Source organism: Microbacterium sp., from assembly GCF_048259935.1.
In the GTDB taxonomy this organism is placed as follows: domain Bacteria; phylum Actinomycetota; class Actinomycetes; order Actinomycetales; family Microbacteriaceae; genus Microbacterium.
The window spans coordinates 36,377-60,060 of record NZ_JBLXHF010000002.1 but is presented as its reverse complement, the minus strand read 5'-3'; the positions used below and the strand labels follow the sequence as shown (position 1 = coordinate 60,060).

Annotated in this window: 33 protein-coding genes; 30 read left to right on the top strand and 3 right to left on the bottom strand. The window is 63.4% G+C overall.

The window, feature by feature from the left end; translation table 11 throughout:
- Positions 1-145: 145 nt before the first annotated feature.
- The 5 genes from ACN0RC_RS03185 (at position 146) to ACN0RC_RS03165 (ending at position 4,104) form a co-directional block, all read left to right on the top strand.
- A complete protein-coding gene (locus ACN0RC_RS03185; RefSeq protein ID WP_417508748.1) occupies positions 146-586 on the top strand; it encodes a DUF6153 family protein in 441 nt (146 codons plus the stop codon).
- 97 nt (positions 587-683) lie between these two features.
- Positions 684-1,289: a DUF305 domain-containing protein gene (locus ACN0RC_RS03180; RefSeq protein WP_417508746.1), complete on the top strand. Its 606-nt coding sequence runs from the start codon at positions 684-686 to the stop codon at positions 1,287-1,289.
- Between the two features lie 149 nt (positions 1,290-1,438).
- Positions 1,439-2,278 carry a F510_1955 family glycosylhydrolase gene (locus ACN0RC_RS03175; protein WP_417508745.1) on the top strand — a complete coding sequence of 280 codons (840 nt, stop codon included), beginning with the start codon at positions 1,439-1,441 and terminating at the stop codon, positions 2,276-2,278.
- Between the two features lie 323 nt (positions 2,279-2,601).
- A complete protein-coding gene (locus ACN0RC_RS03170; RefSeq protein ID WP_417508743.1) occupies positions 2,602-2,754 on the top strand; it encodes a hypothetical protein in 153 nt (50 codons plus the stop codon).
- A gap of 411 nt (positions 2,755-3,165) precedes the next feature.
- Positions 3,166-4,104: a relaxase domain-containing protein gene (locus tag ACN0RC_RS03165; RefSeq protein WP_417508741.1), complete on the top strand. Its 939-nt coding sequence runs from the start codon at positions 3,166-3,168 to the stop codon at positions 4,102-4,104.
- 299 nt (positions 4,105-4,403) lie between these two features.
- On the opposite strand, the gene ACN0RC_RS03160 is transcribed toward ACN0RC_RS03165, so the two are convergent.
- Positions 4,404-4,535, bottom strand: a complete 132-nt coding sequence (locus ACN0RC_RS03160) for a hypothetical protein (protein ID WP_417508739.1) — start codon at positions 4,533-4,535, stop codon at positions 4,404-4,406.
- Complete coding sequence (locus tag ACN0RC_RS03155; protein WP_417509612.1) at positions 4,535-4,720, bottom strand: WhiB family transcriptional regulator; 186 nt, start codon at positions 4,718-4,720, stop codon at positions 4,535-4,537. Before ACN0RC_RS03155 ends, ACN0RC_RS03160 begins: the two co-directional genes overlap by 1 nt.
- A gap of 193 nt (positions 4,721-4,913) precedes the next feature.
- Here ACN0RC_RS03155 and ACN0RC_RS03150 point away from each other — a divergent pair, with 193 nt between their 5' ends.
- On the top strand, positions 4,914-5,432 hold the full coding sequence (locus ACN0RC_RS03150) for a hypothetical protein (RefSeq protein WP_417508737.1): 519 nt from the start codon (positions 4,914-4,916) through the stop codon (positions 5,430-5,432).
- 56 nt (positions 5,433-5,488) lie between these two features.
- Here the strand turns inward: ACN0RC_RS03150 and ACN0RC_RS03145 are convergent, their stop codons facing one another.
- On the bottom strand, positions 5,489-5,977 hold the full coding sequence (locus ACN0RC_RS03145; protein WP_417508735.1) for a YajQ family cyclic di-GMP-binding protein: 489 nt from the start codon (positions 5,975-5,977) through the stop codon (positions 5,489-5,491).
- A gap of 191 nt (positions 5,978-6,168) precedes the next feature.
- On the opposite strand from ACN0RC_RS03145, the gene ACN0RC_RS03140 reads away from it, so the two are divergent.
- The 24 genes from ACN0RC_RS03140 to rplN all read left to right on the top strand — a co-directional run bounded on the left by ACN0RC_RS03140 (position 6,169) and on the right by rplN (position 23,682).
- Positions 6,169-7,401: a sugar ABC transporter substrate-binding protein gene (locus ACN0RC_RS03140; RefSeq protein WP_417508733.1), complete on the top strand. Its 1,233-nt coding sequence runs from the start codon at positions 6,169-6,171 to the stop codon at positions 7,399-7,401.
- Positions 7,402-7,467: 66 nt separating this feature from the next.
- The gene (locus ACN0RC_RS03135; protein WP_417508731.1) at positions 7,468-9,081 is read left to right on the top strand and encodes an ABC transporter permease subunit; all 1,614 of its coding nucleotides are present in this window, start codon (positions 7,468-7,470) and stop codon (positions 9,079-9,081) included.
- 1 nt (position 9,082) lies between these two features.
- Positions 9,083-9,973 carry a sugar ABC transporter permease gene (locus ACN0RC_RS03130; protein ID WP_417508729.1) on the top strand — a complete coding sequence of 297 codons (891 nt, stop codon included), beginning with the start codon at positions 9,083-9,085 and terminating at the stop codon, positions 9,971-9,973.
- 54 nt (positions 9,974-10,027) lie between these two features.
- Positions 10,028-10,192, top strand: coding sequence for a hypothetical protein (locus ACN0RC_RS03125; protein WP_417508727.1), 165 nt, complete (start codon positions 10,028-10,030; stop codon positions 10,190-10,192).
- 113 nt (positions 10,193-10,305) lie between these two features.
- Positions 10,306-11,313, top strand: coding sequence for an ABC transporter (locus ACN0RC_RS03120; RefSeq protein WP_417508725.1), 1,008 nt, complete (start codon positions 10,306-10,308; stop codon positions 11,311-11,313).
- A gap of 71 nt (positions 11,314-11,384) precedes the next feature.
- Complete coding sequence (locus ACN0RC_RS03115) at positions 11,385-11,819, top strand: hypothetical protein (protein ID WP_417508723.1); 435 nt, start codon at positions 11,385-11,387, stop codon at positions 11,817-11,819.
- Between the two features lie 66 nt (positions 11,820-11,885).
- Positions 11,886-12,533 (top strand): spermidine/putrescine ABC transporter substrate-binding protein, encoded by a 648-nt coding sequence (locus tag ACN0RC_RS03110; protein WP_417508721.1) that lies wholly within the window; start codon positions 11,886-11,888, stop codon positions 12,531-12,533.
- A 236-nt stretch (positions 12,534-12,769) separates the two neighbouring features.
- The gene (rpsL, locus tag ACN0RC_RS03105; protein WP_033106047.1) at positions 12,770-13,138 is read left to right on the top strand and encodes a 30S ribosomal protein S12; all 369 of its coding nucleotides are present in this window, start codon (positions 12,770-12,772) and stop codon (positions 13,136-13,138) included.
- 5 nt (positions 13,139-13,143) lie between these two features.
- Positions 13,144-13,614 (top strand): 30S ribosomal protein S7, encoded by a 471-nt coding sequence (gene rpsG, locus ACN0RC_RS03100; RefSeq protein ID WP_017201608.1) that lies wholly within the window; start codon positions 13,144-13,146, stop codon positions 13,612-13,614.
- Positions 13,615-13,711: 97 nt separating this feature from the next.
- Entirely contained in the window at positions 13,712-15,826 is a 2,115-nt protein-coding gene (gene fusA, locus ACN0RC_RS03095; RefSeq protein ID WP_417508719.1) for an elongation factor G, read from the top strand.
- A 181-nt stretch (positions 15,827-16,007) separates the two neighbouring features.
- Positions 16,008-17,198: an elongation factor Tu gene (gene tuf, locus ACN0RC_RS03090; protein ID WP_417508717.1), complete on the top strand. Its 1,191-nt coding sequence runs from the start codon at positions 16,008-16,010 to the stop codon at positions 17,196-17,198.
- Between the two features lie 171 nt (positions 17,199-17,369).
- The gene (locus tag ACN0RC_RS03085; protein WP_417508715.1) at positions 17,370-17,582 is read left to right on the top strand and encodes a hypothetical protein; all 213 of its coding nucleotides are present in this window, start codon (positions 17,370-17,372) and stop codon (positions 17,580-17,582) included.
- A 354-nt stretch (positions 17,583-17,936) separates the two neighbouring features.
- Positions 17,937-18,245 carry a 30S ribosomal protein S10 gene (gene rpsJ / locus ACN0RC_RS03080; RefSeq protein ID WP_017201594.1) on the top strand — a complete coding sequence of 103 codons (309 nt, stop codon included), beginning with the start codon at positions 17,937-17,939 and terminating at the stop codon, positions 18,243-18,245.
- Positions 18,246-18,255: 10 nt separating this feature from the next.
- Positions 18,256-18,915, top strand: coding sequence for a 50S ribosomal protein L3 (gene rplC, locus ACN0RC_RS03075; RefSeq protein WP_417508713.1), 660 nt, complete (start codon positions 18,256-18,258; stop codon positions 18,913-18,915).
- A gap of 2 nt (positions 18,916-18,917) precedes the next feature.
- Positions 18,918-19,580, top strand: coding sequence for a 50S ribosomal protein L4 (gene rplD / locus ACN0RC_RS03070; RefSeq protein ID WP_417508711.1), 663 nt, complete (start codon positions 18,918-18,920; stop codon positions 19,578-19,580).
- Positions 19,577-19,900: a 50S ribosomal protein L23 gene (gene rplW, locus ACN0RC_RS03065; RefSeq protein ID WP_417508709.1), complete on the top strand. Its 324-nt coding sequence runs from the start codon at positions 19,577-19,579 to the stop codon at positions 19,898-19,900. The genes rplD and rplW overlap by 4 nt, the downstream gene beginning before the upstream one ends.
- Positions 19,901-19,921: 21 nt before the next feature.
- A complete protein-coding gene (gene rplB, locus ACN0RC_RS03060) occupies positions 19,922-20,761 on the top strand; it encodes a 50S ribosomal protein L2 (RefSeq protein ID WP_417508707.1) in 840 nt (279 codons plus the stop codon).
- A gap of 12 nt (positions 20,762-20,773) precedes the next feature.
- Complete coding sequence (rpsS, locus tag ACN0RC_RS03055; RefSeq protein ID WP_120229702.1) at positions 20,774-21,055, top strand: 30S ribosomal protein S19; 282 nt, start codon at positions 20,774-20,776, stop codon at positions 21,053-21,055.
- A 25-nt stretch (positions 21,056-21,080) separates the two neighbouring features.
- Positions 21,081-21,479, top strand: coding sequence for a 50S ribosomal protein L22 (gene rplV, locus ACN0RC_RS03050; protein ID WP_417508704.1), 399 nt, complete (start codon positions 21,081-21,083; stop codon positions 21,477-21,479).
- Positions 21,479-22,237 (top strand): 30S ribosomal protein S3, encoded by a 759-nt coding sequence (rpsC, locus tag ACN0RC_RS03045; protein ID WP_417508702.1) that lies wholly within the window; start codon positions 21,479-21,481, stop codon positions 22,235-22,237. The genes rplV and rpsC overlap by 1 nt, the downstream gene beginning before the upstream one ends.
- Positions 22,237-22,656, top strand: coding sequence for a 50S ribosomal protein L16 (gene rplP, locus ACN0RC_RS03040; RefSeq protein WP_417508700.1), 420 nt, complete (start codon positions 22,237-22,239; stop codon positions 22,654-22,656). The genes rpsC and rplP overlap by 1 nt, the downstream gene beginning before the upstream one ends.
- On the top strand, positions 22,656-22,973 hold the full coding sequence (gene rpmC / locus ACN0RC_RS03035; RefSeq protein WP_147037971.1) for a 50S ribosomal protein L29: 318 nt from the start codon (positions 22,656-22,658) through the stop codon (positions 22,971-22,973). The genes rplP and rpmC overlap by 1 nt, the downstream gene beginning before the upstream one ends.
- The gene (rpsQ, locus tag ACN0RC_RS03030) at positions 22,973-23,287 is read left to right on the top strand and encodes a 30S ribosomal protein S17 (RefSeq protein WP_206476036.1); all 315 of its coding nucleotides are present in this window, start codon (positions 22,973-22,975) and stop codon (positions 23,285-23,287) included. The genes rpmC and rpsQ overlap by 1 nt, the downstream gene beginning before the upstream one ends.
- A 26-nt stretch (positions 23,288-23,313) precedes the next feature.
- Complete coding sequence (gene rplN / locus ACN0RC_RS03025; protein ID WP_378745198.1) at positions 23,314-23,682, top strand: 50S ribosomal protein L14; 369 nt, start codon at positions 23,314-23,316, stop codon at positions 23,680-23,682.
- The last annotated feature ends 2 nt before the right edge of the window (positions 23,683-23,684 follow it).

Genomic DNA, 23,684 nt, shown 5'->3' with positions numbered 1-23,684 from the left:
GGCTTCACCACCATCGCGTGACCGTTTGATGAGCGAGGTCCGCGCATTGCGTCAGGCCCATCACTCAACCGTCGGCGGTGAGCATCTCCCCAGGGTGTTCGCGGAGCCGGGGTGTTAGCGTGGGAGAAGGAGCGGAGGGCCGAGCATGCAGATCACGCTACGCATCGCGCGTCAGCAGCTATCGTTGCGCGCTCTTCTGCTGATCGCGGGTGCCGCACTCATGATCATCGTGGGGCTGCTCGGCATGCACACTTTCAGCACCGACGTGGCAGGCCACGACGCCCACCATTCCGCGACGGTGTCAACGGCCACCGACCACTCCGCCTCGATGGCAGCCGCCTCCGGAACCAGCGGCGCTATCGCGTGTGATGACACGTGTCTGATGGGAACAGGGCAAAGCCATTCGGACATGGTCACCGCGTGCGTCCTCGCATTGCTTGCAGGTCTTCTTCTGCTGTTTCGCCCGATGCTTCTGGAGCATCTCGGCCCGCCCCTGCAGGCACTGGTGTCGTCTTTGCGGTTGCGGGCTGTGAGCGTCCTGCCGCGCACACCCTCACTCATATTCCTCTCGATTAGTCGAACCTGATCGGTCTCCGTCGGTATCTTGCCGACACCTCGGCGTCGCCTCTGCGCGGCGCTGTGTCCACGACCCCTCATATCTGACTCATTCGAAGGATTTACTCATGAAGAAGCTTCCCCTTGCCCTCGGCACTGGCGTGCTCAGTCTCGCCCTCGTTCTCACCGGCTGCTCAGACGCATCCGCGCCGACAGGCGAAAACACCGCATCGTCGGACACCTCATCGACCGCCACGGCGAATGATGCCGACGAGATGTTCGTCACGATGATGATTCCGCACCACCAGCAGGCCATCGAGATGGCCGACATCGTGCTGGCAAAGGACGGACTCGACCCGGCCGTTGCTGAGCTCGCCCAGCAGATCAAGGATGCCCAAGGCCCGGAAATGGAGCTGATGCTCGGCTGGCTGGACGACTGGGGCGTCGAGTACGACCCGGACGGCATGGGCGGCATGGATCACGGTTCGATGGACGACTCCGGCGACGGGATGATGTCTGAGGAAGACATGGCATCACTGGAAGAGGCAAATGCGACGCAAGCGAGCCGCATCTTCCTCGAGCAGATGATCGTGCACCATGACGGCGCCGTGGATATGGCGCGCACTGCTCTCGAAGACGGTCAGAACCAGGAGGTCCTCGACCTCGCCCAGCAGGTGATCGACGATCAAACCGCCGAGATCGCCACCATGCAGGACCTCCTCAACGAGCTCTGACCCACCCGGGGCGGGCCGACACCCGACACGGCCCGCCCGCCCCCGCGGGAACCTCACGCAGCAGGTCCCGACGCGAACCCCTCAGCCTCACCCTACGACCCGTGATCTGCCGCCTCGTAGGTCCTCTACTTACTTCTCTCGGAGCACCCATGAACCACCTCCTGCCCCTGACCACACTCGCCGCACTCGCTCTGGTTATGACCGGATGCACCAGCACCCAAATCACCGAACCCGACGCGGCCACGCCCCGTATCGAGCATGTCCACGGCATCGCCGAAGACCCCCGCGGCACTGACTTACTCGTCGCCACCCACAACGGCATCTTCACCGTCACCCCAGCCGGTGACGTCTCCGGTCCCATCGGCGGTCACGACTTCGACGCGATGGGATTCACGATCACTGAGGACACCTTGTTCGCTTCCGGACACCCCGGACCCGACACCGCGGCAGAACTCGGCACCCCCAACCTCGGCATCATCCAAAGCGACGACTACGGCCAAACATGGTCACCCGTCGCGCTGAACGGCAGCACCGACTTCCACGTCCTCACCGCCGGCCCCGACGGCACTCTCTACGGAATCGCGTCCAGCGACATCGACCTCCTCATCAGCACCGACGGCGGCCACGAATGGACGACAGGAGCGTCGCTCGGAGCGGCCGATCTCGTCGCCACAGACAACGGCATCTACGCCGCAGCCGAAGAAGGACTCCTGAGCAGCGACGACGACGGCGTGACATTCGTCCCCGTTGACGATGCGCCGCTCCTCTATGCGCTCGACGCACGCTCGGACGGTGCCCTCGTCGGAGTCGGTACGGACGGCGCTCTCTGGGAACAGAACGCTGACCAGACCTGGCAGCGCCTCGAGGCCGTCGACGGTGCCGTGCAAGCCTTCGCCGCGATCGGCGATCAACGAATCGTCCTTGTCGATGAACGCGGGATCGTCGAGATTACCCCCGACGACACCACCGTCCTCAGCCCCGCCCGTTAACGCCACGGCACTCTTCGGACTACGAGAGACATCATGAATCAGAGAAAGAACCCGCTCAGCAACCCGGCGATCTTCATCGCCGCCGCGACCATCGCCCTGATACTCGTGACGATCGCGAGCTACCTCGCCATCGGGGCGATGTTCCAATGACACGCTCACACTCAGGCGGGCGTCACACGGATTCAATGCGGCACCTCCGTCATCTTGCTGACGTCTCATCGCTCTCGTCGGCACCGATATCGGCGTCATCCCGCAGAGAACGGACGCATCGCCGGCTCGTGCGTCTGGGACGAATACTGTTGGTGCTCGGGCCGGTGCTCATCGTGAGCCACGTCTTCAGCGACGCACAGCTTGCTGGCGAGGCTGCACTGTGGACCTACACCGTGGCAAGCTACGACATCGCGGGTGTCATCACGATCATTGGCGCTGCCCTCACCTGGCGCACCCCACCCGCCGAGGAGCGCTGCAGCAGGTAGGTGGTCCGCGACCGCATCGAACAACGCAAGCGTGCCATCCTGTAAGAACAACGCGCCTTCTCAATCAAGATCCAGCGCAGACCAGCAGGGTTCGCCATCGACGCCGGTGAAGAGGACCTTTCGGTAGACGCTGGCCCGGATCACGTCCACGAGCTCAGAGATGAATCGGAACGGCACGGCAATCAAGACAATGCACGCAGGCACCAATAGTGATTCCTAGTTACATGTGACTCAAAAATGAAGTAATTTGGTGCTGTGCGAGGTGGTTTGGAGCGCTGGAAACGAGGTGGCGATTCGCGCGGTGTTCGCCACGCGATCGCCTACGCCTTCGAGGGAAGATGCGATGCCCACCTGCCTCACTCTCCCGTAATCGAGGCGCTCGAGACCTACAGTGGCGCTGGCGACTCGACGGTGGCGCGCTTCGTTGTCGAGGGCGGAGTGGTTACTTCCGACGAGCTCTCGGCAGGCGGACTACGGGTGTGGCTCACCGGCAATGATCCGGTCACGGGGGAGCAGCGCGGCACGTCCCTCATGCGACCCGATGCAGACCTGCTCCTGGACGGAACGCTGAATCACCCCAAGTCGTACAGCATCGCCGCGTTGCTGCATCCGGATTTGGCAGCAGAGTTCGAAGCGCTTCAGGATCGCATCCGCGACCGCGTCATAACACTTTGGCAACGCGAGCTGAATGCGCGGCGCGGTCACGGCGGGCTCATTCGCGAGCCCATCGCTCGGCTCGAGGTCGTCGAGTTGCAACACCGTCGATCCTGCGCTCTCGACCCGCACGCGCATCGGCACCTTTGGCTGAACGTGAAAGTGCGTGGTGATGACGGCAAATGGACCAACGTCGATTCACGAGTCGCGATGAAGTTCCACACCGTCATCAATGCCGAGGGTGAGCTCGCCGCCCGCACAGACACGCAATGGATCGCCGCACTCGCCCGTCACGGCTACACGATCGGTGCGGACGGGGAGATCGCGGAGCTGACCGCCGCAGTCGCGCCGATGTCTCGGCGATCGGCGCAGATCGAGACAAATCGAGTCCGTTTGATCGCAGAGTGGGAAGCCGCGCACAGCGGAACCAGGCCGAGCGTCGAAGTGCTGCAGCAGATTGACCGCCGAGCATGGGCAGTCGCGCGCCCTAACAAGCCGTCCCTGCTCGACGAGCGATCATGGGAAGCGACCGTATGTGAGGAACTTGCCACATCTTGCAGTGCAAGCAACGTCTCGAGTTGGAACTCGTGGCGCGCCCGGACTGCTGCGTCACGGTGCTCTTCTGCACGGTTTGTGCGTTCCCGTTCCAGGACACGGCGATCTCTGCGGGCCTCGTTGACGCCCGCGAGCAAGTAGCCAACGAATGCCGCGATCAGTGTGGAGACCGCGATGATGATCTGCGCCCATGGGAAATCTTCCATGGTGCAATCATGGCCCAGAGCGCACTAACGATGGTGCCGGTTGATGTCGTAGAGCTCGCAGCCGAGGCGCCTGGCTGCTTTCGTCTCTTGTCCGTCGCCGAGGCGTTGAGTTTGGGGGGCGCCGGGTATTCGAGGAAGAGTTCGTGTTCGCGGTTGATGCGGATGAGTTCGAGATCGGCTTTGCGATTTACGCTGGCAAGAGCTGTATGGGTGCACCGTTCAAACCACAGGTGTTTATCCCGGGCGATCTTGCTGACGTAGCCGGGGGAGGGCGCAGTGCTTCCTCGCAATGGCGTTGCGGCCGAGCCCTGCGCGAATGTCGTCGGCGACGGCGCGGCGGGTCTCTGCGGCGAGTGGTGCGGGCATCAGGCGGCCTTCTGCTGGGTGCGCCCTGCGCCGAGCCCGTAGTTCTTGCCTGCCCAGAATCCGACCTTGGCTTTCGAGGCTTTCGCGTACTGCCAGCAGAGGAGCGCGACGTCGCATCTCGCGCAGATCAGCTTTAGTACTTCGATGTCGGCCGCGGTGATGGTGTCGGCAGTGAAGAGGTCGATTCCGTTGCATTCTGGTGCGCGCTGATCGAGCGCGCGGGAGAGCTGCGCGTATGCGGCCGGGACACGCGTTGAGGCTGCGGCGTGTAGGTGTCATCCGGTGACATAAGTTCGCTGCAACCCTAAGCTCAGGCGTGGCGCGGAGGGCACGCTATGCGCAGGTAGAGTGCCCCCGTGGTCACGCTACCCTCGACGCGTGGATCATGCCGATGCGAGCTACCGGATCAACCGGCTTGCCTTCGAAGCGTGGATGCGGATGCTGGAACGCGAGAAGGCTTGGTTGATTAGCGAGGGCAGGATGCCGGAGGAGGACTCAGGCAGGTACGCGGTTGAGGCGCTGCGCTGGCAGATCTATCCGACGTACGATCTCGAGACCGCTGCCGTGCTGCTGCAGGTCGACGACGATACGCTGAGCGACGCGATCGCGCGAGGCGAGCTTGAGTACGTCGCTCACTACGACATGATCCTCGTGCCGTTCAGCGGTCTGGTGGCGTTTGCCGAAGCGGATTCGACCCCCGCGCGCATGCCGTCGGGCGGAGGGCGGGGGGATCTGCCCGCAGATGAGTGGTGGCATTGGCATCATGAGCGGGCTCGTCAGCACCGCGCGACGTTCCACGGACAGCCGGAGCGACTCGCAATGGTCGAGGAGATACTGCAGCGGGACGAGAGTCGATACCTGGAGTCACAGGAGCGCGCTGCGCAGGGTCAATCATGACTTTCTGCGGACTCCCTGCGGACTAAACCAGGAAAACCCCTGGTCAGAGAGGTCTGTTACCGGTAGTTGATGAACTGCAGGTCGACGTCGAGGTCTGAGCCCTTGAGCAGCGTGATCACGGACTGCAGGTCGTCACGGCTCTTGGACTGCACGCGCAGTTCATCGCCCTGAATCTGGCTCTTCACGCCCTTGGGGCCCTCGTCGCGGATGATCTTGCCGATCTTCTTCGCGTTCTCCGAGGAGATGCCGTCCTTGAGGGTCGAGACGATGCGGTACTCCTTGCCGCTGGCGAAGGGATCGCCCGACTCGAGGCTCTTCAGCGAGATGCCGCGCTTGATGAGCTTGGACTGGAACACGTCGAGCACAGCCTTGGCGCGCTCTTCGGTGTTCGCCTTGATCAGGATCGATTCGCCGCTCCACTCGACCGAAGCGCCGGTGCCCTTGAAGTCGTAGCGCTGCTCGACCTCTTTGCGGGCCTGGTTGAGGGCGTTCTCCGCCTCTTGGTGGTCGACCTTGCTGACGATGTCGAACGATGAATCTGCCATGGCGCCATCCTACTGATTTCACGCAGGGGGATCGATTTTGGAAGCGCTTCCATCGGAGGCGCGCTCTCGGTTCCTCTATTACAGCTTGATATCACCCACGTCGGTCGTTTCGTTAACGAACAATTGCCATGCATACTGTAAGCGCTTACAGTTCTGTGAGCAGATACCGCATCGAGAGAGGCAACACACCAATGAAGGTGAACATGAGGGCCATCGTCGCGTTCGGCGCGATCGCCGCCGTTTCCACGCTGACACTCGCCGGCTGCTCAGCCGGCGCTAACAGCGACAGCGAAAAGGGCGCAGAGTCCGCGGATTCGTCACTCGTCGTCTGGGTCGATGCTGAGCGCGTGGACGCTGTTCAGGGTGCGGCAGATGCCTACGAAGAGAAGACCGGTATCAAGGTCGAGCTCGTAGGCAAGGACGTCGACACCATCAAAGACGACTTCATCCAGCAGGTCCCCACCGGCAAGGGCCCTGACGTCACCATGGGCGCGCACGACTGGCTCGGCGAGCTGTCCACCAACGGCGTCGTCGCACCGCTCGAGCTCGGCGACACGGCATCCGACTACCTCGACGTCGCGCTCCAGGCATCGACGTACGACGGCACCGTCTACATGCTCCCCTACGCGGTCGAGAACATCGCCGTGCTCCGCAACGCGGACCTCATCCCTGAGCCCGCTGCGAACTTCGACGACATGATCGCCAAGGGCCAGGCTGCAGGCCTCGACCAGCCGTTCGTCGTGCAGCAGGGTACCGAGGGCGACCCATACCACCTGTATCCGTTCCAGACCGCCTTCGGCGCTCCCGTGTTCGGCACGTACGCTTCCGGCAGCTACGACGCCGCAGACCTTCAGCTCGGCAGCGCCGGCGGTACCGAGTTCGCCACGTGGCTCGGCGCACAGGGCGCAGCGGGTGTCTTCAACACCGACATCGACGGTGACATCGCCAAGCAGCAGTTCATCGACGGTAAGGCCGCATTCTGGCTGACCGGTCCGTGGAATGTCGGTGCGGCTGTCGACGCCGGCATCACTGTCGAGATCGACCCCGTCCCGAGCCCGACCGGTGAGGCCGCATCTCCGTTCGCCGGTGTGAAGGGCTTCTTCGTGAGCTCGGAGTCGAACAACAAGGTCGCCGCGAACGACTTCCTCGTGAACTACCTCGGCACCGAAGAGGTCCAGCTCGCGCTGTTCGAAGCAGGCAACATCCTCCCCGCCCTCACTGCAGCCGCTGACACCGCGGCATCCGACCCGATCGTCGCCGGTTTGCAGGCCGTCGGTGCCGAGGCAGTCCCGATGCCCGCCATCCCGGCCATGGGCGCCGTCTGGCAGTTCTGGGGCATCGCTGAGGCAGCGATCATCAACGGTGCCGACCCGGCCGCGACGTGGCAGAAGCTTGCCGACGACGTGGCAGCGGCCATCAAGTAACACAGCTCGAATCGTCGGGGTGGGCGCGGCAGCGCTCGCCCCGACAACACGATGGACGGGATGAAGATGAGCGACACCACCGAGGCTGAGCAGAGGCCGCCGCAGACCAGGCGACAGCGTCAGGCCGCACGGATCGCGGAGGAGGCATCAACACCGATCGGGTGGATGCTGCTGAAGATCGCGCTCCTCGCGATCGTCGACGCGGTGGCCCTCTATGCGGCATTCGTGCTCTTCACCCACAGCGAATGGCTCGTGCTCGCGTTCGTGGTGATCGTCGCGGTCGTGGTGAACTGGATCTACTTCTCCCGCAGAGCGGTTCCCGCCAAATACCTGACACCGGGGATCATCTTCCTCATCATCTTCCAGGTGTTCACGCTGCTGTACACGGGCTACATCGGCTTCACGAACTATGGAACCGGCCACAACGGTTCGAAGGATCAGGCGGTCGCCGCGCTCATGCGCTCCGCGCAGGAACGCGTGGAGGACTCACCGGTCTTCCCCGTGACGGTGGTCGAACAGCTCGGCACACTCGGACTCCTGGTCACCGATCCCGATGACGGTGACGTCAGCCTCGGCACGAACGATCAGCCGCTCGAAGAGGTCAGCGGCGCCACCATGGAGGGCGGCAAGGCCACCGCCATCGACGGCTGGACCTCACTCAGCTTCGCTCAGGTGCTGGCGCGCTCCAATGACCTCGAGCAGCTCTCTGTTCAGTACAGCAGCGACCCCAACGAGGGCTCCATCCGCAGCCCCGACGGGCAGAACGGTTATCTCTACGTCTCGACGCTCGAGTACGACGAAGCGGCCGGAACGATGACCGATACAGACTCGGGCACCGTCTACGAAGACAACGGCACCGGCGCGTTCACCTCGGCAGACGGCGAGCAGCTTCTGCCCGGCTGGCAGATTACGGTCGGCTTCGACAATTTCGTCCGCGCGGTCACCGACAGCTCGATCCGCGGTCCGCTGATCTCAGTGACGATCTGGACGTTCGCATTCGCCGTGATCTCGGTGGCGACGACGTTCTTCCTCGGACTCCTGCTCGCTCTGGTCTTCAACAACACCAAGATGCGATTCCGCAACGGCTACCGCATCCTGCTGATCCTTCCCTACGCATTCCCGGCGTTCCTCTCGGCCCTGGTCTGGGCCGGCATGATGAATGAGAGCTTCGGCTTCCTCAACCAGGTGCTCTTCGGCGGAGCATCCATTCCCTGGCTCACCGACCCGGTGCTGGCGAAGGTCTCGGTGCTCATCGTCAACCTCTGGCTCGGCTTCCCGTACATGTTCCTCGTGTGCATGGGCGCTCTGCAGGGAATCCCCGAAGAGGTGAACGAGGCGGGAGTGATGGATGGCGCGAATCCCTGGCAGATCTTCCGCCAGATCAAGCTGCCGCTGCTGCTGGTCACGGTTGCACCACTGCTGATCTCGGCGTTCGCATTCAACTTCAACAACTTCAACCTGATCTACATGCTCACCGGCGGTGGGCCCCGCTTCACTGACGTATCGATCCCCGTCGGGCATACCGACATCCTGATCTCGATGGTCTACAAGGTCGCCTTCACCGGTCAGACGCGTGACTACGGCCTGGCATCCGCATTCACGATCATCATCTTCATCGTGGTCGCTGCAATCTCGATCATCAGCTTCCGCAAGACCAAGGCACTCGAGGAGCTGAACTGAGATGACTTCCACGACCTCCTCACCTATCCGCCGGCGTTCGTTCGGCAAGTGGTTCGCCGACACCGGGTGGCGCCACCTCGTCGCGATCGTCGTGAGCCTCTTCGCGATCTTCCCGCTGCTGTACGTGTTCTCGGCGTCGCTGAACCCGAAGGGAACACTCACCGGATCGAACCAGCTGTTCTCCGCGGTAGGAATCGACAGCTATGTGCGCATCCTCAGCGACCCGAAGAATCCCTATGGCATGTGGTTCCTGAACACTCTCGTGATCGCCGTCGTCACGGGCCTGGTCACCGTCTTCATCGGCGCCTGCGCCGCATATGCCTTCTCGCGCATGCGCTTCACCGGGCGTCGGGTGGGACTTGTGACGATCGTCGTCGTGCAGATGTTCCCGCAGCTGCTGGCGGTGGTGGCGATCTTCCTGCTGATGTCGACGCTGGGGGACTGGTTCCCTGCGATCGGGCTGAACACTCACACCGGTCTGATCCTGGTGTATCTCGGTGGCGCGCTGGGCGTGAACACCTATCTCATGTACGGCTTCTTCAACACCATTCCGAAGGAGCTCGACGAAGCGGCCCGCATCGACGGCGCCGGTCACGCTCGCATCTTCTTCACGATTATCCTCCGTCTGGTCGCGCCGATTCTCGCGGTGGTGGGGCTTCTCAGTTTCATCGGAACCGTGAACGAGTACGTCGTCGCGAGCGTCGTGCTGATCGACCCTGAGAAGCAGACCTTGGTCGTCGGTCTCACCAAGCTCGTCTCCAACCCGCGCTACGCGGACTGGTCGGCGTTCTCGGCCGGTGCGGTGATGGCTGCGATCCCCGTGATGATCCTGTTCCTCTTCCTGCAGAAGTACATCGTCGGGGGCCTGACCGCTGGAGCGACGAAGGGCTGAGTTCGCCCAGCGTGTCCACCCGGTGCGGTGCCGTCTCGGTCGTAGCGTGGAGGCATGGCACGGGTAGGCGGTCGAAACATCGCGATGAGCTGGATCGCGGGTCTGTTCTGTATCACGGTGGTGGTGGCACTGCTGTGGCTCGCCCTGCCGATGGGTCCCGTCATGGTGCAGTTCGTCGGCGACACGCTTCGCAGCATCACACCAGGCGCCATCTCCTGAAGATCTGAGACATACCGGATGCCGCGGGTCCGAAGACACGTCGGCACGCCTCCGCTTTCGCCAGACCGCACGGCGGTAACCTCACAGTGCACATATTGACGAGAGGCGCCCACATGAGTGACCCTGAGGTCCCCCAGCACGAGCACAAGTCCGACGTCGACGACGTCGTCGACAGCGCTAACGCCGGACTCGCCGACGCCGAGGCCGCCCGCGGTGACTCCCCGGCGCAGTCAGCCGACGCCGATGCTTCGACATCCGTCAACGATCCCGTCGACGACACGGCTGTCGATGCGGATCTCGCAGCCTTCGAGGCCGCAGAGCGTGAGCACCCCGGCACCTTCGGCGCCTCGGAGCCCGTTGTTGCAGCCTCGGACGACGACTACCGCGCAGCGGTCGCTTCTTCGGGTGCCGCCGACTTCAGCGCAGCTTCCGAACCGGCAGCATCCGAGTTCGTCGTCACTGACGTTGCGGCATCCGACGAATATGACGCGCCGACGCGCGTCGTCCCGTCGGAGCCCGTCGCCGAGACGGTGGTTGTTGCTCCGGTCGCGCAGCATCAGCCGATCTTCGTGCAGGCGCCTGAGCCGCCGCGCGACCGCGGTAACCGCGGCACCGCGGCTGGCATCGGCCTGCTCGCGACGCTGTCGTTCGCGATCCTCTACCTCGGTACTGCTCTCGGCCTTCAGGCTCTCGTCGGCGATGTCACCGCAGAGAACATCGGCGAGGCCGCTCTTGCTCCGCTGACGACCTGGGGTTTCTGGGTGCCCGTCGTCGTCTTCTTCATCGGATTCTGGCTGTTGGGCGCGATCATCAACCGCGGCCGCTGGGGCCTGTGGGTCGTCTTCGGACTCATCGTCGGTCTGTTCGCGTGGGCAGGCCACATCCTCGGCCAGCTGTTCGAGGCGCCGTTCTGGCTTCTCTCGGCACGCGACGGCAGCGAGCTCGCCGTCACTGAGGCGCTTGCGCCGCTTGCCATCGCAGCCTTCGTCTTCGGTCGCGAGCTGACCATCTGGTTCGGTGCATGGGTCGCCCGCAGCGGCGCACGCAAGACCGAGCTCAACGCCGAGGCGCAGCGCGAGTACGAGCGCACCATCGAAGCCGGCCCGACACTTTCGAGGTAGCCACGAACATCTCTTCGCCCGACTCCCGCAGCCCTGAGCCTGCGGGGGTTTCGGCCGTCTTGGCGACGGTGATGACCGCTATCGGTTTCTTCGCTCTCGCCATCTTCGGTCTCGGAGCGCTGAGCGTCATCACCGATTCCGACGTCATCTCCGTGCCCGGCACCGGGCAGGCGCCGGGAATCGTGGGGATGATCCTCGCGATCGCGGCATTCGCCGGTGTCCTGTGGCTGGCCGTTCGCGGGGCGCATCCGAAGTTCCGCTCGGTGTGGACGATCGCGATCGTCACCGCGCTGGTCCACCTGCTCGGGGTCGGCGCGACAGCGGTCATCGTCGTGGGTGAGGTCGTCACCCCTCTCGCCGTGATGAGCGAGCTCGTCACAGGCGGTGCGAGCCTCGTCGTGCTGGTCGCCGCCGCGGTCGCCGGATGGGCCGGCGTCGCACTGCGACGCGCCCGCCGAAGCAGGCCGAAATGGCCCTGGGAGCGTGAGGACCCTGACGCGCAGTGACGCACTGCCGCGAATCGGATGCCGCAGATCACTGCCGTTTGGCCCCTATCGCCGTACCCTGGTTCTGTGGAGCGGTCGCTAGAGGCGCAGGTTGACCAGGCTGTCGAGGCCTGGCTGCGTTGGGTGCCGCGCTGGGAGCCGGCCACGCACCGCGGGCGAGTCGCTCCCTGTCGGCGGTGCCTCGGTTCGCCGATCCTCTCGGCCGTGGGCATCGGCTCGAACGTTCCGCACGGAGTTCAGCATGGGCTCTCGACACGCATCAAGACCGTCGTCGACCGTGTGGTCGCTGACTACACGGCGCGCAATCTGCCGATGCTGCAGGCCGAGCTCGACCAGCAGGCCGCGCGCAACCGGGCGCGCAGCTATCGTCCCGCTGAGGACCTCGCGCCCGAATTCGAGGGGATGCCGCTGGACCCAGATCCTGTGCCAGGGGCGCCCTTCCTCTTCACGATCGCGGGACTGGCCGATGACGACGCGGGGGAGCTGCCCCCGCTCCCACCGCTCACAGACGAGGCGAAGGCCGCACTGCGGCAAGAGGTGACCCTCGCGGACGAATACGCCAACATGGTCGGTCGGGAGATCTGCGGCGTGCTGCTGCGCCACAGGTTGAGCGTGCAGGGCGCGATCTCGCAGTATGTCGAGCCGCAGATCGAAGCGATGCTCGAAGAGCTCACGCAGTCGCTGGATTCGCCCTTCGATCCCGAAGCGCCGTAGGTCTGATCGCGCGTCATCGCGATCCGCGCCGATCTCATTTGACCGCATGTGTTACTGGGGATTACACTTGGCCAGGTGTGTGCACGTCTTGACGTGCCTGCACACGGGCTCCGATCCATATCGGTCAGCCCCCACGGCATACTCACCACACCAAAAGCACGCCTGATCGGGCGTGCCGGTGAGTCATGATGTGAAACCCATCACGCTGTCACCGTGCAGCATTATGAGGAGAGAACGTGCCAACCATTCAGCAGTTGGTTCGCAAGGGTCGCTCGCCCAAGGTCACCAAGACCAAGGCGCCGGCGCTCAAGTCGAACCCCCAGCAGGCCGGTGTCTGCACTCGTGTGTACACCACCACGCCGAAGAAGCCGAACTCGGCGATGCGCAAGGTCGCTCGTGTGAAGCTCCGCAACGGCGCCGAGGTCACCGCCTACATCCCCGGCGAGGGCCACAACCTGCAGGAGCACTCGCTCGTGCTCGTCCGTGGTGGTCGTGTCAAGGACCTCCCCGGTGTGCGTTACAAGATCGTCCGCGGCGCCCTGGACACCCAGGCAGTCAAGAACCGTAAGCAGGCTCGTTCCCGCTACGGTGCGAAGAAGGGTTGAGTTAGATGCCTCGTAAGGGTCCCGCCCCCAAGCGCCCCGTCGTCAACGACCCCGTATACGGCGCACCGATCGTCACCTCGCTGGTGAACAAGATCCTCGTCGACGGCAAGAAGTCGCTGGCCGAGTCGATCGTCTACGGCGCCCTCCGCGGTGTCGAGGCGAAGAACGGTCAGGATGCCGTCGCCACCCTCAAGAAGGCGCTCGACAACGTGCGCCCCACCCTTGAGGTCCGCAGCCGCCGCGTCGGCGGCTCGACCTACCAGGTTCCGGTCGAGGTCAAGCCTCACCGCGCCAACACGCTTGCCCTGCGCTGGCTCGTCAGCTACGCCAAGGGTCGCCGCGAGAAGACGATGACCGAGCGCCTCCAGAACGAGATTCTGGATGCTTCGAACGGCCTGGGCGCTGCTGTCAAGCGTCGTGAGGACACTCACAAGATGGCCGAGTCGAACCGCGCGTTCGCTCACTACCGCTGGTAACCCTTCGACAGGCTCAGGGACCGGGCTCGCCCTACCTGAGCCTGTCGAAGCACTCACACTTCCGCAGTCTGACTGCTAGACAGAAAAGGACACTCCTGTGGCACAAGACGTGCTCACCGACCTGAGCAAGGTCCGCAACATCGGCATCATGGCGCACATCGATGCTGGCAAGACCACCACGACCGAGCGCATCCTGTTCTACACGGGTGTCAACCACAAGCTCGGCGAAACGCACGATGGCGGCGCGACGACTGACTGGATGGAGCAGGAGAAGGAGCGCGGCATCACGATCACGTCTGCCGCCGTGACCTGCTTCTGGAACAAAAACCAGATCAACATCATCGACACCCCCGGCCACGTGGACTTCACCGTCGAGGTGGAGCGCTCGCTCCGCGTCCTCGATGGCGCTGTCGCTGTCTTCGACGGCAAGGAGGGCGTTGAGCCCCAGTCCGAGACCGTGTGGCGTCAGGCTGACAAGTACAACGTTCCGCGCATCTGCTTCGTCAACAAGATGGACAAGCTGGGCGCTGACTTCTACTACACCGTCGACACGATCGTGAACCGCCTGGGCGCCAAGCCCCTGGTCATCCAGCTCCCCATCGGTGCGGAAAGCGAATTCGTCGGGGTCGTTGACCTCGTCGAGATGCGTGCACTCGTCTGGGAGGGTGACTCCAAGGGTGACGTGACCATGGGTGCTTCTTACGAAGTGCAGGAGATCCCGGAGAACCTCAAGGAGAAGGCGGCGGAATACCGTCAGCGCCTCCTCGAGACCGTCGCCGAGACCGACGACGCACTTCTGGAGAAGTTCTTCGGTGGCGAAGAGCTCACGGTCGCCGAGATCAAGGGCGCCATCCGCAAGATGGTCGTAAACTCCGAGATCTACCCGGTGCTGTGTGGTTCGGCGTTCAAGAACCGTGGTGTGCAGCCGATGCTGGATGCTGTCGTCGACTACCTGCCGAACCCCCTCGACGTCGGTGCCATCGAGGCACACGACCCGAAGGACTACGACACGATCGTCAAGCGCAACCCGAGCTCCGAGGACCCGTTCGCGGCTCTGGCGTTCAAGGTTGCTGTGCACCCGTTCTTCGGTCGCCTCACCTACATTCGCGTGTACTCGGGCCACCTGGACTCCGGCTCGCAGGTCGTCAACTCGACCAAGGGCAAGAAGGAGCGCATCGGCAAGATCTTCCAGATGCACGCCAACAAGGAGAACCCGGTTCCCTCGGTCACCGCAGGTAACATCTACGCGGTCATCGGCCTCAAGGACACCACCACTGGTGACACCCTGACTGATATGGCAGAGCCCGTCGTCCTCGAGTCGATGACGTTCCCTGAGCCGGTCATCGAGGTTGCGATCGAGCCGAAGACGAAGGCCGACCAGGAGAAGCTGGGTGTTGCCATCCAGAAGCTCGCTGAAGAGGACCCGACCTTCCGCACCGAGCTCAACCCCGAGACTGGTCAGACGACCATCAAGGGCATGGGTGAGCTGCACCTCGACATCCTCGTCGACCGCATGAAGCGCGAGTTCAACGTCGAGGCCAACGTCGGCAAGCCGCAGGTGGCGTACCGCGAGACGATCAAGAAGGCCGTCGAGAAGCACGACTACACGCACAAGAAGCAGACCGGTGGTTCGGGTCAGTTCGCGAAGATCCAGTTCAACATCGAGCCGCTTCCGCTGGATGCTGACAAGACCTACGAGTTCGTGAACTCGGTCACGGGTGGTCGCATTCCGCGCGAGTACATCGGTTCGATCGATGCTGGTTTCCAGGATGCGATGAACGTTGGCGTGCTCGCCGGCTTCCCGATCGTGGGCGTCAAGGCGACCATCGTCGATGGTGCTGCACACGATGTTGACTCGTCTGAAATGGCGTTCAAGATCGCGGGCTCCATGGGCTTCAAGGAAGCTCTGCGCCGTGCCAACCCGGTTCTGCTTGAGCCGCTGATGGCCGTCGAGGTTCGTACGCCCGAGGAGTACATGGGCGATGTCATCGGCGACCTGAACTCACGTCGTGGCCAGATCCAGTCGATGGAAGATTCCACCGGCATCAAGATCGTTCGCGCACAGGTTCCGCTGTCCGAGATGTTCGGATACATCGGCGACCTGCGCTCGAAGACTTCGGGTCGCGCTGTGTACTCGATGGAGTTCGACTCGTACTCCGAGGTCCCCAGGGCCGTCGCAGACGAGATCATCCAGAAGATCAAGGGCGAATAAGTCCTTCGTCCGGGACTCGCTCCCTGAGCCTGTCGCTCCCTGAGCCTGTCGAAGGGTCGGGTCCCGGACAACACACAACTTCACAAAGCTCTCTCTACTAAACTGAGAATCAAACCCCGTAGGGAACCGGTCACAATCCAGTGCCCGGCAATCTCTACACGAACGTCCTGAGGAGGACCCAGTGGCCAAGGCCAAGTTCGAGCGGACCAAGCCGCACGTCAACATCGGAACCATCGGTCACGTTGACCACGGCAAGACGACGCTGTCCGCAGCCATCTCCAAGGTGCTCGCCGACAAGTACCCGTCGGACACCAACGTGCAGCGTGACTTCGCCACGATCGACTCGGCGCCGGAAGAGCGCCAGCGTGGTATCACGATCAACATCTCGCACATCGAGTACGAGACCCCCAAGCGTCACTACGCACACGTTGACGCTCCCGGCCACGCCGACTACGTCAAGAACATGATCACCGGTGCAGCTCAGATGGACGGCGCGATCCTCGTGGTCGCCGCTACTGACGGCCCGATGGCTCAGACCCGTGAGCACGTTCTGCTCGCCAAGCAGGTCGGCGTTCCGTACCTGCTCGTCGCGCTGAACAAGAGCGACATGGTTGACGACGAAGAGATCCTTGAGCTCGTCGAGCTCGAGGTCCGCGAGCTTCTCGCTGGCCAGGGCTTCGACGAGGACGCACCCGTCGTCAAGGTCTCGGCTCTGAAGGCACTCGAGGGCGAAGAGAAGTGGGTCGACGCGATCCTCGAGCTCATGCAGGCTGTCGACGACAGCGTTCCGGACCCGGAGCGTGACCGCGACAAGCCGTTCCTCATGCCTGTTGAGGACGTCTTCACCATCACCGGTCGTGGAACGGTTGTCACCGGCCGCGCCGAGCGTGGCACCCTCGCCATCAACTCCGAGGTCGAGATCGTCGGCATCCGCCCGACGCAGAAGACCACGGTCACTGGTATCGAGATGTTCCACAAGCAGCTCGACGAGGCATGGGCCGGCGAGAACTGTGGTCTGCTGCTCCGTGGCCTCAAGCGTGAGGACGTCGAGCGCGGCCAGGTCGTCGTGAAGCCGGGTTCGGTTACCCCTCACACGAACTTCGAGGGCACCGCGTACATCCTGTCCAAGGACGAGGGTGGCCGTCACAACCCGTTCTACACGAACTACCGCCCGCAGTTCTACTTCCGCACCACCGACGTCACCGGCGTCATCTCGCTGCCCGAGGGCACCGAGATGGTCATGCCTGGTGACACCACCGACATGTCGGTCGAGCTGATCCAGCCGATCGCCATGGAAGAGGGCCTCGGCTTCGCTATCCGTGAGGGTGGACGCACCGTCGGCGCCGGTACGGTTACGAAGATCGTCAAGTAAGTTCTCTTACTTCTGCAAAGGGGTCGGGCCTTCGGGCTCGGCCCCTTTGTCGCGTCCATGAGTTCATCGTGCGCCTCGTGCGGCGCTCTTCCTTCTGAGCGCCCGCACGTGCACAATGAGAGTGCCGACGCAAGCCTGTCGGAGACTAAACATCTAGAGGGGGACCCGCACATGGCTATCGATGACCTGGTGAACAAGGGCAAGGACCTGTACGAGCAGAACAAGGACAAGGTCGACAACGCGCTCAAGAGTGAGCAGGCGGAGGACGTCAGCGACAAGGTGCTCGACGGAGTCGCGGACTTCGCGAAGAAGATCGCTCCCGATGCTGCCGCGAAGATCGACGAGATCCGCGACGCAGCGGACAAATCGATCGGCAATCAGTAATTTCATCCAGCGAAGGCGGCGCATTTTCGGATGCGCCGCCTTCGCTGTGCTCGCGCAGGATTCGAGCGCGACACGCCCGGGTTTGCGTAAGTGAAATCGGCCATGGCAGAATAGATAAGTTCCACATTCCGGAGGTGCGCTGTGCGCGCCGGACGGATCACTACCAGGGCAGTGCATAGGCGGCGCATAAGCGCAGGGTTCTAGGCCGCGGGTAGCAGGACAAGCCCCGACACCCCGCATCGACGTTTCGTCGTGCGTGACGGGCTGATAGAAGAACAGTGGCGCAGTGCGTCCAATGCCCCAGAGTCATCCGGCTCTGGACGGTACGACGCTTTATAGAGAGATGAGCAGACAATGGCGGGACAGAAGATCCGCATTCGCCTGAAGTCGTATGACCACGAGGTCATCGACACGTCGGCGCGCAAAATTGTCGACACCGTGACCCGTGCGGGCGCGACTGTCGTCGGCCCCGTGCCGCTTCCGACCGAGAAGAACGTCGTGTGCGTTATTCGGTCGCCCCACAAGTACAAGGACAGCCGCGAGCACTTCGAGATGCGCACCCACAAGCGCCTCATCGACATCGTGGACCCGACGCCGAAGGCTGTCGACTCGCTGATGCGTCTCGACCTTCCGGCTGACGTCAACATCGAGATCAAGCTGTAAGGGGTCTCGCATGGTTGACATCAATTCAAAGATTTCCAAGGGAATGCTGGGCACCAAGCTCGGCATGACCCAGGTGTGGAACGCGGACGGCAAGCTCGTCCCCGTCACCGTCATCGAGCTGGCACCGAACGTGGTCACCCAGGTCCGCACGCCCGAGAAGGACGGCTACAACGCTGTTCAGATCGCTGCGGGCCAGATCGACCCCCGCAAGGTGAACAAGCCCCTCACCGCTCACTTCGAGGCAGCCGGCGTCACGCCGCGCCGCCACGTCACCGAAATCCGCACCGCGGATGCTTCTGACTACTCGCTTGGCCAGGAGATCACCGTTGACGGACTCTTCGAAGCAGGCCAGCTGGTCGACGTCGTCGGCACCAGCAAGGGCAAGGGCACCGCTGGTGTCATGAAGCGCCACAACTTCAAAGGCGTTTCGGCATCGCACGGTGCACACCGCAACCACCGCAAGCCCGGCTCCATCGGCGCATCGTCGACTCCGAGCCGCGTCTTCAAGGGCATGCGCATGGCCGGCCGTATGGGTGGCGAGCGCGTGACCGTCCTCAACCTGACGGTGCATGGCATCGACGCCGAGAAGGGACTGCTGCTCGTCAAGGGCGCCGTTCCCGGTGCTCGTGGCCGCGTCGTCTACGTCCGCAACGCAGTGAAGGGTGCCTGATCATGGCTGACTCGACTCTCGCGCTCGACGTTCTCAACGCTGACGGCAAGAAGGCTGGCTCCATCGAGCTGCCCGCCGCGCTTTTCGACGTCAAGACGAACATTCCGCTGATCCACCAGGTCGTCGTCGCGCAGCGCGCGGCGGCTCGCCAGGGAACGCACTCGACCAAGCGTCGTGGTGAGGTCTCCGGTGCTGGCCGTAAGCCCTTCAAGCAGAAGGGCACCGGTAACGCCCGTCAGGGCTCGATCCGCGCGCCGCACATGACCGGTGGTGGCATCGTCCACGGCCCGAAGCCGCGTGACTACTCGCAGCGCACCCCCAAGAAGATGATCGCCGCCGCCCTCCTGGGTGCGCTCAGCGACCGCTTCCGCGGTGAGCGTCTGCACGCCATCGAGTCCTTCGGCATCGACGGAGCTCCTTCGACCAAGGCAGCCGCGACCTTCCTCGCGACCGTCGCATCGTCGAAGAACATCCTCGTCGTCACCGAGCGCAACGATGAACTGACCACGAAGAGCATCCGCAACCTTGCGAACCTCCACGTGCTCAGCTTCGACCAGCTCAACGCGTACGACGTGATCGTCTCCGACGACATCGTCTTCACCAAGGCCGCTCTTGAGGGCTTCATCGCCTCCAAGTCCGGCGCAACCGAGGAGGTCTCGGCATGACCGAGCAGAACGGCGCCCTCCAGTCGGCGTTCAACAAGGACCCCCGCGACATCATTCTGAAGCCGGTTGTCTCTGAGAAGAGCTACTCGCTGATCGACGAAGGCAAGTACACCTTCCTCGTCGACCCGCGCGCTTCGAAGACCGAGATCAAGCTCGCCATCGAGAAGATCTTCGACGTCAAGGTCGCGTCGGTCAACACGATCAACCGCGTCGGCAAGGCCCGTCGCACCCGCTTCGGCACCGGAAAGCGCAAGGACACCAAGCGCGCCATCGTTGCTCTGAAGTCGGGCACCATCGACATCTTCACGGCAATCGGCTGACCCGGGGGATAAAGGACAATCATGGCTATTCGCAAGTACAAGCCCACGACCCCCGGTCGCCGTGGCTCGTCAGTGGCTGACTTCGCCGAGATCACTCGATCGACGCCCGAGAAGTCGCTGCTGCGCCCACTGAGCAAGACCGGTGGCCGTAACAACCAGGGCCGCATCACCACCCGCCACATCGGTGGTGGACACAAGCGCCAGTACCGCGTCATCGACTTCCGTCGTAACGACAAGGACGGCGTGAACGCCAAGGTCGCTCACATCGAGTACGACCCCAACCGCACCGCACGCATCGCGCTGCTGCACTACTTCGACGGTGAGAAGCGTTACATCCTCGCCCCGAACAAGCTGAAGCAGGGCGACGTCGTCGAGAACGGCGCATCGGCTGACATCAAGCCGGGCAACAACCTTCCGCTGAAGAACATCCCCACCGGTACCGTGATCCACGCGATCGAGCTCCGCCCCGGCGGCGGCGCGAAGATGGCTCGCTCGGCCGGAGCATCCGTTCGTCTGGTTGCTAAGGATGGCCCCTACGCGCAGCTTCGTCTGCCGTCGGGTGAAATCCGCAACGTCGACGCACGCTGCCGCGCCACGATCGGCGAGGTCGGCAACGCCGAGCAGTCGAACATCAACTGGGGTAAGGCCGGTCGCAACCGCTGGAAGGGCATCCGCCCGACCGTCCGCGGTGTGGCGATGAACCCGGTCGACCACCCGCACGGTGGTGGCGAGGGCAAGACGTCCGGTGGACGTCACCCCGTCTCCCCCTGGGGCCAGGCCGAGGGTCGTACCCGTCACGCCAACAAGGAAAGCGACAAGTACATCGTGCGTCGTCGCACCGCCGGCAAGAAGCGTAAGTAGGAGTAGAAGAAGATGCCACGGAGTCTCAAGAAGGGCCCCTTCGTCGACGAGCACCTGCTTCGCAAGGTCGTCGTGCAGAACGAAGCTGGTACCAAGAACGTCATCAAGACCTGGTCTCGCCGGTCCATGATCATCCCGGCCATGCTGGGTCACACGATCGCGGTCCACGACGGTCGCAAGCACATTCCTGTGTTTGTCACCGAGACCATGGTCGGTCACAAACTGGGCGAGTTCGCGCCCACCCGCACCTTCCGCGGCCACGAGAAGGACGACAAGAAGGGCCGTCGCCGCTAACGCGGTGACGATAGAGGAGAGAGAAATGGTGGAGTCCATCGCACGCGTGCGACACATCCGCGTGACCCCTCAGAAGGCTCGTCGTGTCGTCGCGCTCATCAAGGGCAAGCAGGCCCAGGAAGCTCTGGCGATCCTGAAGTTCGCCCCGCAGAGCGCCAGTGAGCCGATCTACAAGCTTGTTGCGTCGGCTATCGCCAACGCACAGGTGAAGGCGGATCGTGACGGCGAGTACCTCGACGAGCAGGACCTGTACGTAGCTAATGCCTACGTCGACGAGGGCACGACGCTCAAGCGTTTCCGCCCCCGTGCACAGGGTCGCGCTTTCCAGATCAAGAAGCGCACGAGCCACATCACGGTCGTGCTCTCGACGCCCGAGGTCGCTGCTGCGGCTGACGGCGACAGCAAGAAGAAGGCGAGCAAGTAATGGGCCAGAAAGTAAACCCGTACGGCTTCCGCCTCGGAATCACCACGGACCACGTTTCGCGCTGGTTCTCGGATTCGACGAAGCCTGGTCAGCGTTACGCCGACTACGTGGCTGAAGACATCAAGATCCGTAACCTGCTGAAGACGCAGCTCGACCGCGCCGGTGTCTCGAACATCGAGATCGAGCGCACCCGTGACCGCGTCCGCGTCGACATCCACACCGCCCGTCCGGGCATCGTGATCGGACGTCGTGGTGCTGAGGCCGAGCGGATCCGTGGCGACCTCGAGAAGCTCTCGGGCAAGCAGATCCAGCTGAACATCCTCGAGGTCAAGAACCCCGAGGCTGACGCTCAGCTCGTCGCACAGGGCATCGCCGAGCAGCTTTCTGCTCGTGTGGCGTTCCGTCGTGCGATGCGCAAGGGTCTCCAGGGCGCTCAGCGCGCTGGTGCCAAGGGCATCCGCATCCAGGTCTCCGGCCGCCTCGGCGGCGCCGAGATGAGCCGTTCGGAGTTCTACCGCGAGGGCCGTGTGCCGCTGCACACGCTGCGCGCGAACATCGACTACGGCTTCTACGAGGCACGGACCACCTTCGGCCGCATCGGTGTGAAGGTCTGGATCTACAAGGGTGATCTCACCGCTAAGGAGCTTGCTCGCGAGCAGGCCAACGCGCCGAAGTCACGCGGTCGCGACGACCGTGGTGGCGACCGTCGTCGTGCCCCGCGTAACGAGGCACCCGTTGCAGAAGGAGCGTCGGCATAATGCTCATCCCCCGTAAGGTCAAGTTCCGCAAGCAGCACCACCCGGGTCGCTCGGGTCAGGCTACCGGCGGCACGAAGGTCTCCTTCGGCGAGTACGGCATCCAGGCTCTTACGCCCGCTTACGTGACCAACCGTCAGATCGAGGCAGCTCGTATCGCGGTGACCCGTCACATCAAGCGTGGTGGAAAGGTGTGGATCAACATCTACCCCGACCGTCCGCTCACCAAGAAGCCTGCTGAAACCCGCATGGGTTCCGGTAAGGGTTCTCCCGAGTGGTGGGTTGCAAACGTCAAGCCGGGTCGCGTCCTCTTCGAGGTCGGCGGTGTCAGCGAGGAACTTGCTCGCGAAGCACTGACCCGAGCCATTCACAAGCTGCCTCTCAAGGCACGCATCATCAAGCGCGAGGAGGGCGACGCGTAATGGCGATCGGCACCAAGGAGCTCGCCCCGGCGGAGCTCGACACGTTCGAAGACCAGCGCCTCGTTGAGGAGCTGCGTAAGGCCAAGGAGGAGCTTTTCAACCTCCGATTCCAGTCGGCTACCGGCCAGCTGGAGAGCCACGGCCGCATCCGCGCCGTCAAGCGCGACATCGCGCGCCTCTACACGGTGATCCGCGAGCGCGAGCTGGGCATTCGTGCCACGCCCGCGCCCGTCGAGGCCCCGGCCAAGAAGGCGTCCAAGTCGAAGGCGAAGAAGACCGAGGATGCCTCGGCTGACGCCGAAGGGAAGGCTGAGTAATGGCCACCAAGAAGGAAGCGGCAGCGGAAGCTCCCGTCTCGCACGATGTGCGTGACGAGAACGCTCGCGGTTACCGCAAGACGCAGCGCGGCTACGTCGTCAGCGACAAGATGGACAAGACCATCGTCGTCGAGGTCGAAGACCGCGTGAAGCACCCGCTGTACGGCAAGGTCATCCGCCGTACCGAGAAGCGCAAGGTGCACGACGAGACCAACTCGGCGGGCATCGGCGACCTGGTCGTCATCAGCGAGACCCGTCCGCTCAGCGCCACCAAGCGCTGGCGTCTGGTCGAGATCGTCGAAAAGGCCAAGTAAGCCTCCGGCTTACTTAAGGAGTAATAGTGATTCAGCAGGAATCCCGCCTCAAGGTCGCCGACAACACCGGCGCGAAGGAGTTGCTCACGATCCGTGTTCTCGGTGGTTCGCGCCGCCGTTACGCCGGTCTGGGTGACACCATCGTCGCCACCGTCAAGGACGCGATCCCGGGTGGAAACGTCAAGAAGGGCGATGTGGTCAAGGCCGTCATCGTCCGCACCAAGAAGTCTGTCCGTCGTCCGGACGGCTCCTACATCAAGTTCGACGAGAACGCCGCCGTCCTTCTGAAGAGCGACGGGGAGCCCCGCGGCACCCGCATCTTCGGACCGGTCGGTCGCGAGCTTCGTGACAAGAAGTTCATGAAGATCGTCTCGCTCGCCCCGGAGGTTATCTGATC

What these genes read in the sequence shown, in the direction of transcription:
- ACN0RC_RS03185 (WP_417508748.1), top strand. Translation starts at nt 146, where the DNA reads ATGCAGATCACGCTACGCATCGCGCGTCAGCAGCTATCGTTGCGCGCT.
- ACN0RC_RS03180 (WP_417508746.1), top strand. Translation starts at nt 684, where the DNA reads ATGAAGAAGCTTCCCCTTGCCCTCGGCACTGGCGTGCTCAGTCTCGCC.
- ACN0RC_RS03175 (WP_417508745.1), top strand. Translation starts at nt 1,439, where the DNA reads ATGAACCACCTCCTGCCCCTGACCACACTCGCCGCACTCGCTCTGGTT.
- ACN0RC_RS03160 (WP_417508739.1), bottom strand. Translation starts at nt 4,535, where the DNA reads ATGCCCGCACCACTCGCCGCAGAGACCCGCCGCGCCGTCGCCGACGAC.
- ACN0RC_RS03145 (WP_417508735.1), bottom strand. Translation starts at nt 5,977, where the DNA reads ATGGCAGATTCATCGTTCGACATCGTCAGCAAGGTCGACCACCAAGAG.
- ACN0RC_RS03140 (WP_417508733.1), top strand. Translation starts at nt 6,169, where the DNA reads ATGAAGGTGAACATGAGGGCCATCGTCGCGTTCGGCGCGATCGCCGCC.
- ACN0RC_RS03135 (WP_417508731.1), top strand. Translation starts at nt 7,468, where the DNA reads ATGAGCGACACCACCGAGGCTGAGCAGAGGCCGCCGCAGACCAGGCGA.
- ACN0RC_RS03130 (WP_417508729.1), top strand. Translation starts at nt 9,083, where the DNA reads ATGACTTCCACGACCTCCTCACCTATCCGCCGGCGTTCGTTCGGCAAG.
- ACN0RC_RS03125 (WP_417508727.1), top strand. Translation starts at nt 10,028, where the DNA reads ATGGCACGGGTAGGCGGTCGAAACATCGCGATGAGCTGGATCGCGGGT.
- ACN0RC_RS03120 (WP_417508725.1), top strand. Translation starts at nt 10,306, where the DNA reads ATGAGTGACCCTGAGGTCCCCCAGCACGAGCACAAGTCCGACGTCGAC.
- ACN0RC_RS03115 (WP_417508723.1), top strand. Translation starts at nt 11,385, where the DNA reads ATGACCGCTATCGGTTTCTTCGCTCTCGCCATCTTCGGTCTCGGAGCG.
- rpsG (WP_017201608.1), top strand. Translation starts at nt 13,144, where the DNA reads ATGCCTCGTAAGGGTCCCGCCCCCAAGCGCCCCGTCGTCAACGACCCC.
- ACN0RC_RS03085 (WP_417508715.1), top strand. Translation starts at nt 17,370, where the DNA reads ATGGCTATCGATGACCTGGTGAACAAGGGCAAGGACCTGTACGAGCAG.
- rpsJ (WP_017201594.1), top strand. Translation starts at nt 17,937, where the DNA reads ATGGCGGGACAGAAGATCCGCATTCGCCTGAAGTCGTATGACCACGAG.
- rplC (WP_417508713.1), top strand. Translation starts at nt 18,256, where the DNA reads ATGGTTGACATCAATTCAAAGATTTCCAAGGGAATGCTGGGCACCAAG.
- rplD (WP_417508711.1), top strand. Translation starts at nt 18,918, where the DNA reads ATGGCTGACTCGACTCTCGCGCTCGACGTTCTCAACGCTGACGGCAAG.
- rplW (WP_417508709.1), top strand. Translation starts at nt 19,577, where the DNA reads ATGACCGAGCAGAACGGCGCCCTCCAGTCGGCGTTCAACAAGGACCCC.
- rplB (WP_417508707.1), top strand. Translation starts at nt 19,922, where the DNA reads ATGGCTATTCGCAAGTACAAGCCCACGACCCCCGGTCGCCGTGGCTCG.
- rpsS (WP_120229702.1), top strand. Translation starts at nt 20,774, where the DNA reads ATGCCACGGAGTCTCAAGAAGGGCCCCTTCGTCGACGAGCACCTGCTT.
- rplV (WP_417508704.1), top strand. Translation starts at nt 21,081, where the DNA reads ATGGTGGAGTCCATCGCACGCGTGCGACACATCCGCGTGACCCCTCAG.
- rpsC (WP_417508702.1), top strand. Translation starts at nt 21,479, where the DNA reads ATGGGCCAGAAAGTAAACCCGTACGGCTTCCGCCTCGGAATCACCACG.
- rplP (WP_417508700.1), top strand. Translation starts at nt 22,237, where the DNA reads ATGCTCATCCCCCGTAAGGTCAAGTTCCGCAAGCAGCACCACCCGGGT.
- rpmC (WP_147037971.1), top strand. Translation starts at nt 22,656, where the DNA reads ATGGCGATCGGCACCAAGGAGCTCGCCCCGGCGGAGCTCGACACGTTC.
- rpsQ (WP_206476036.1), top strand. Translation starts at nt 22,973, where the DNA reads ATGGCCACCAAGAAGGAAGCGGCAGCGGAAGCTCCCGTCTCGCACGAT.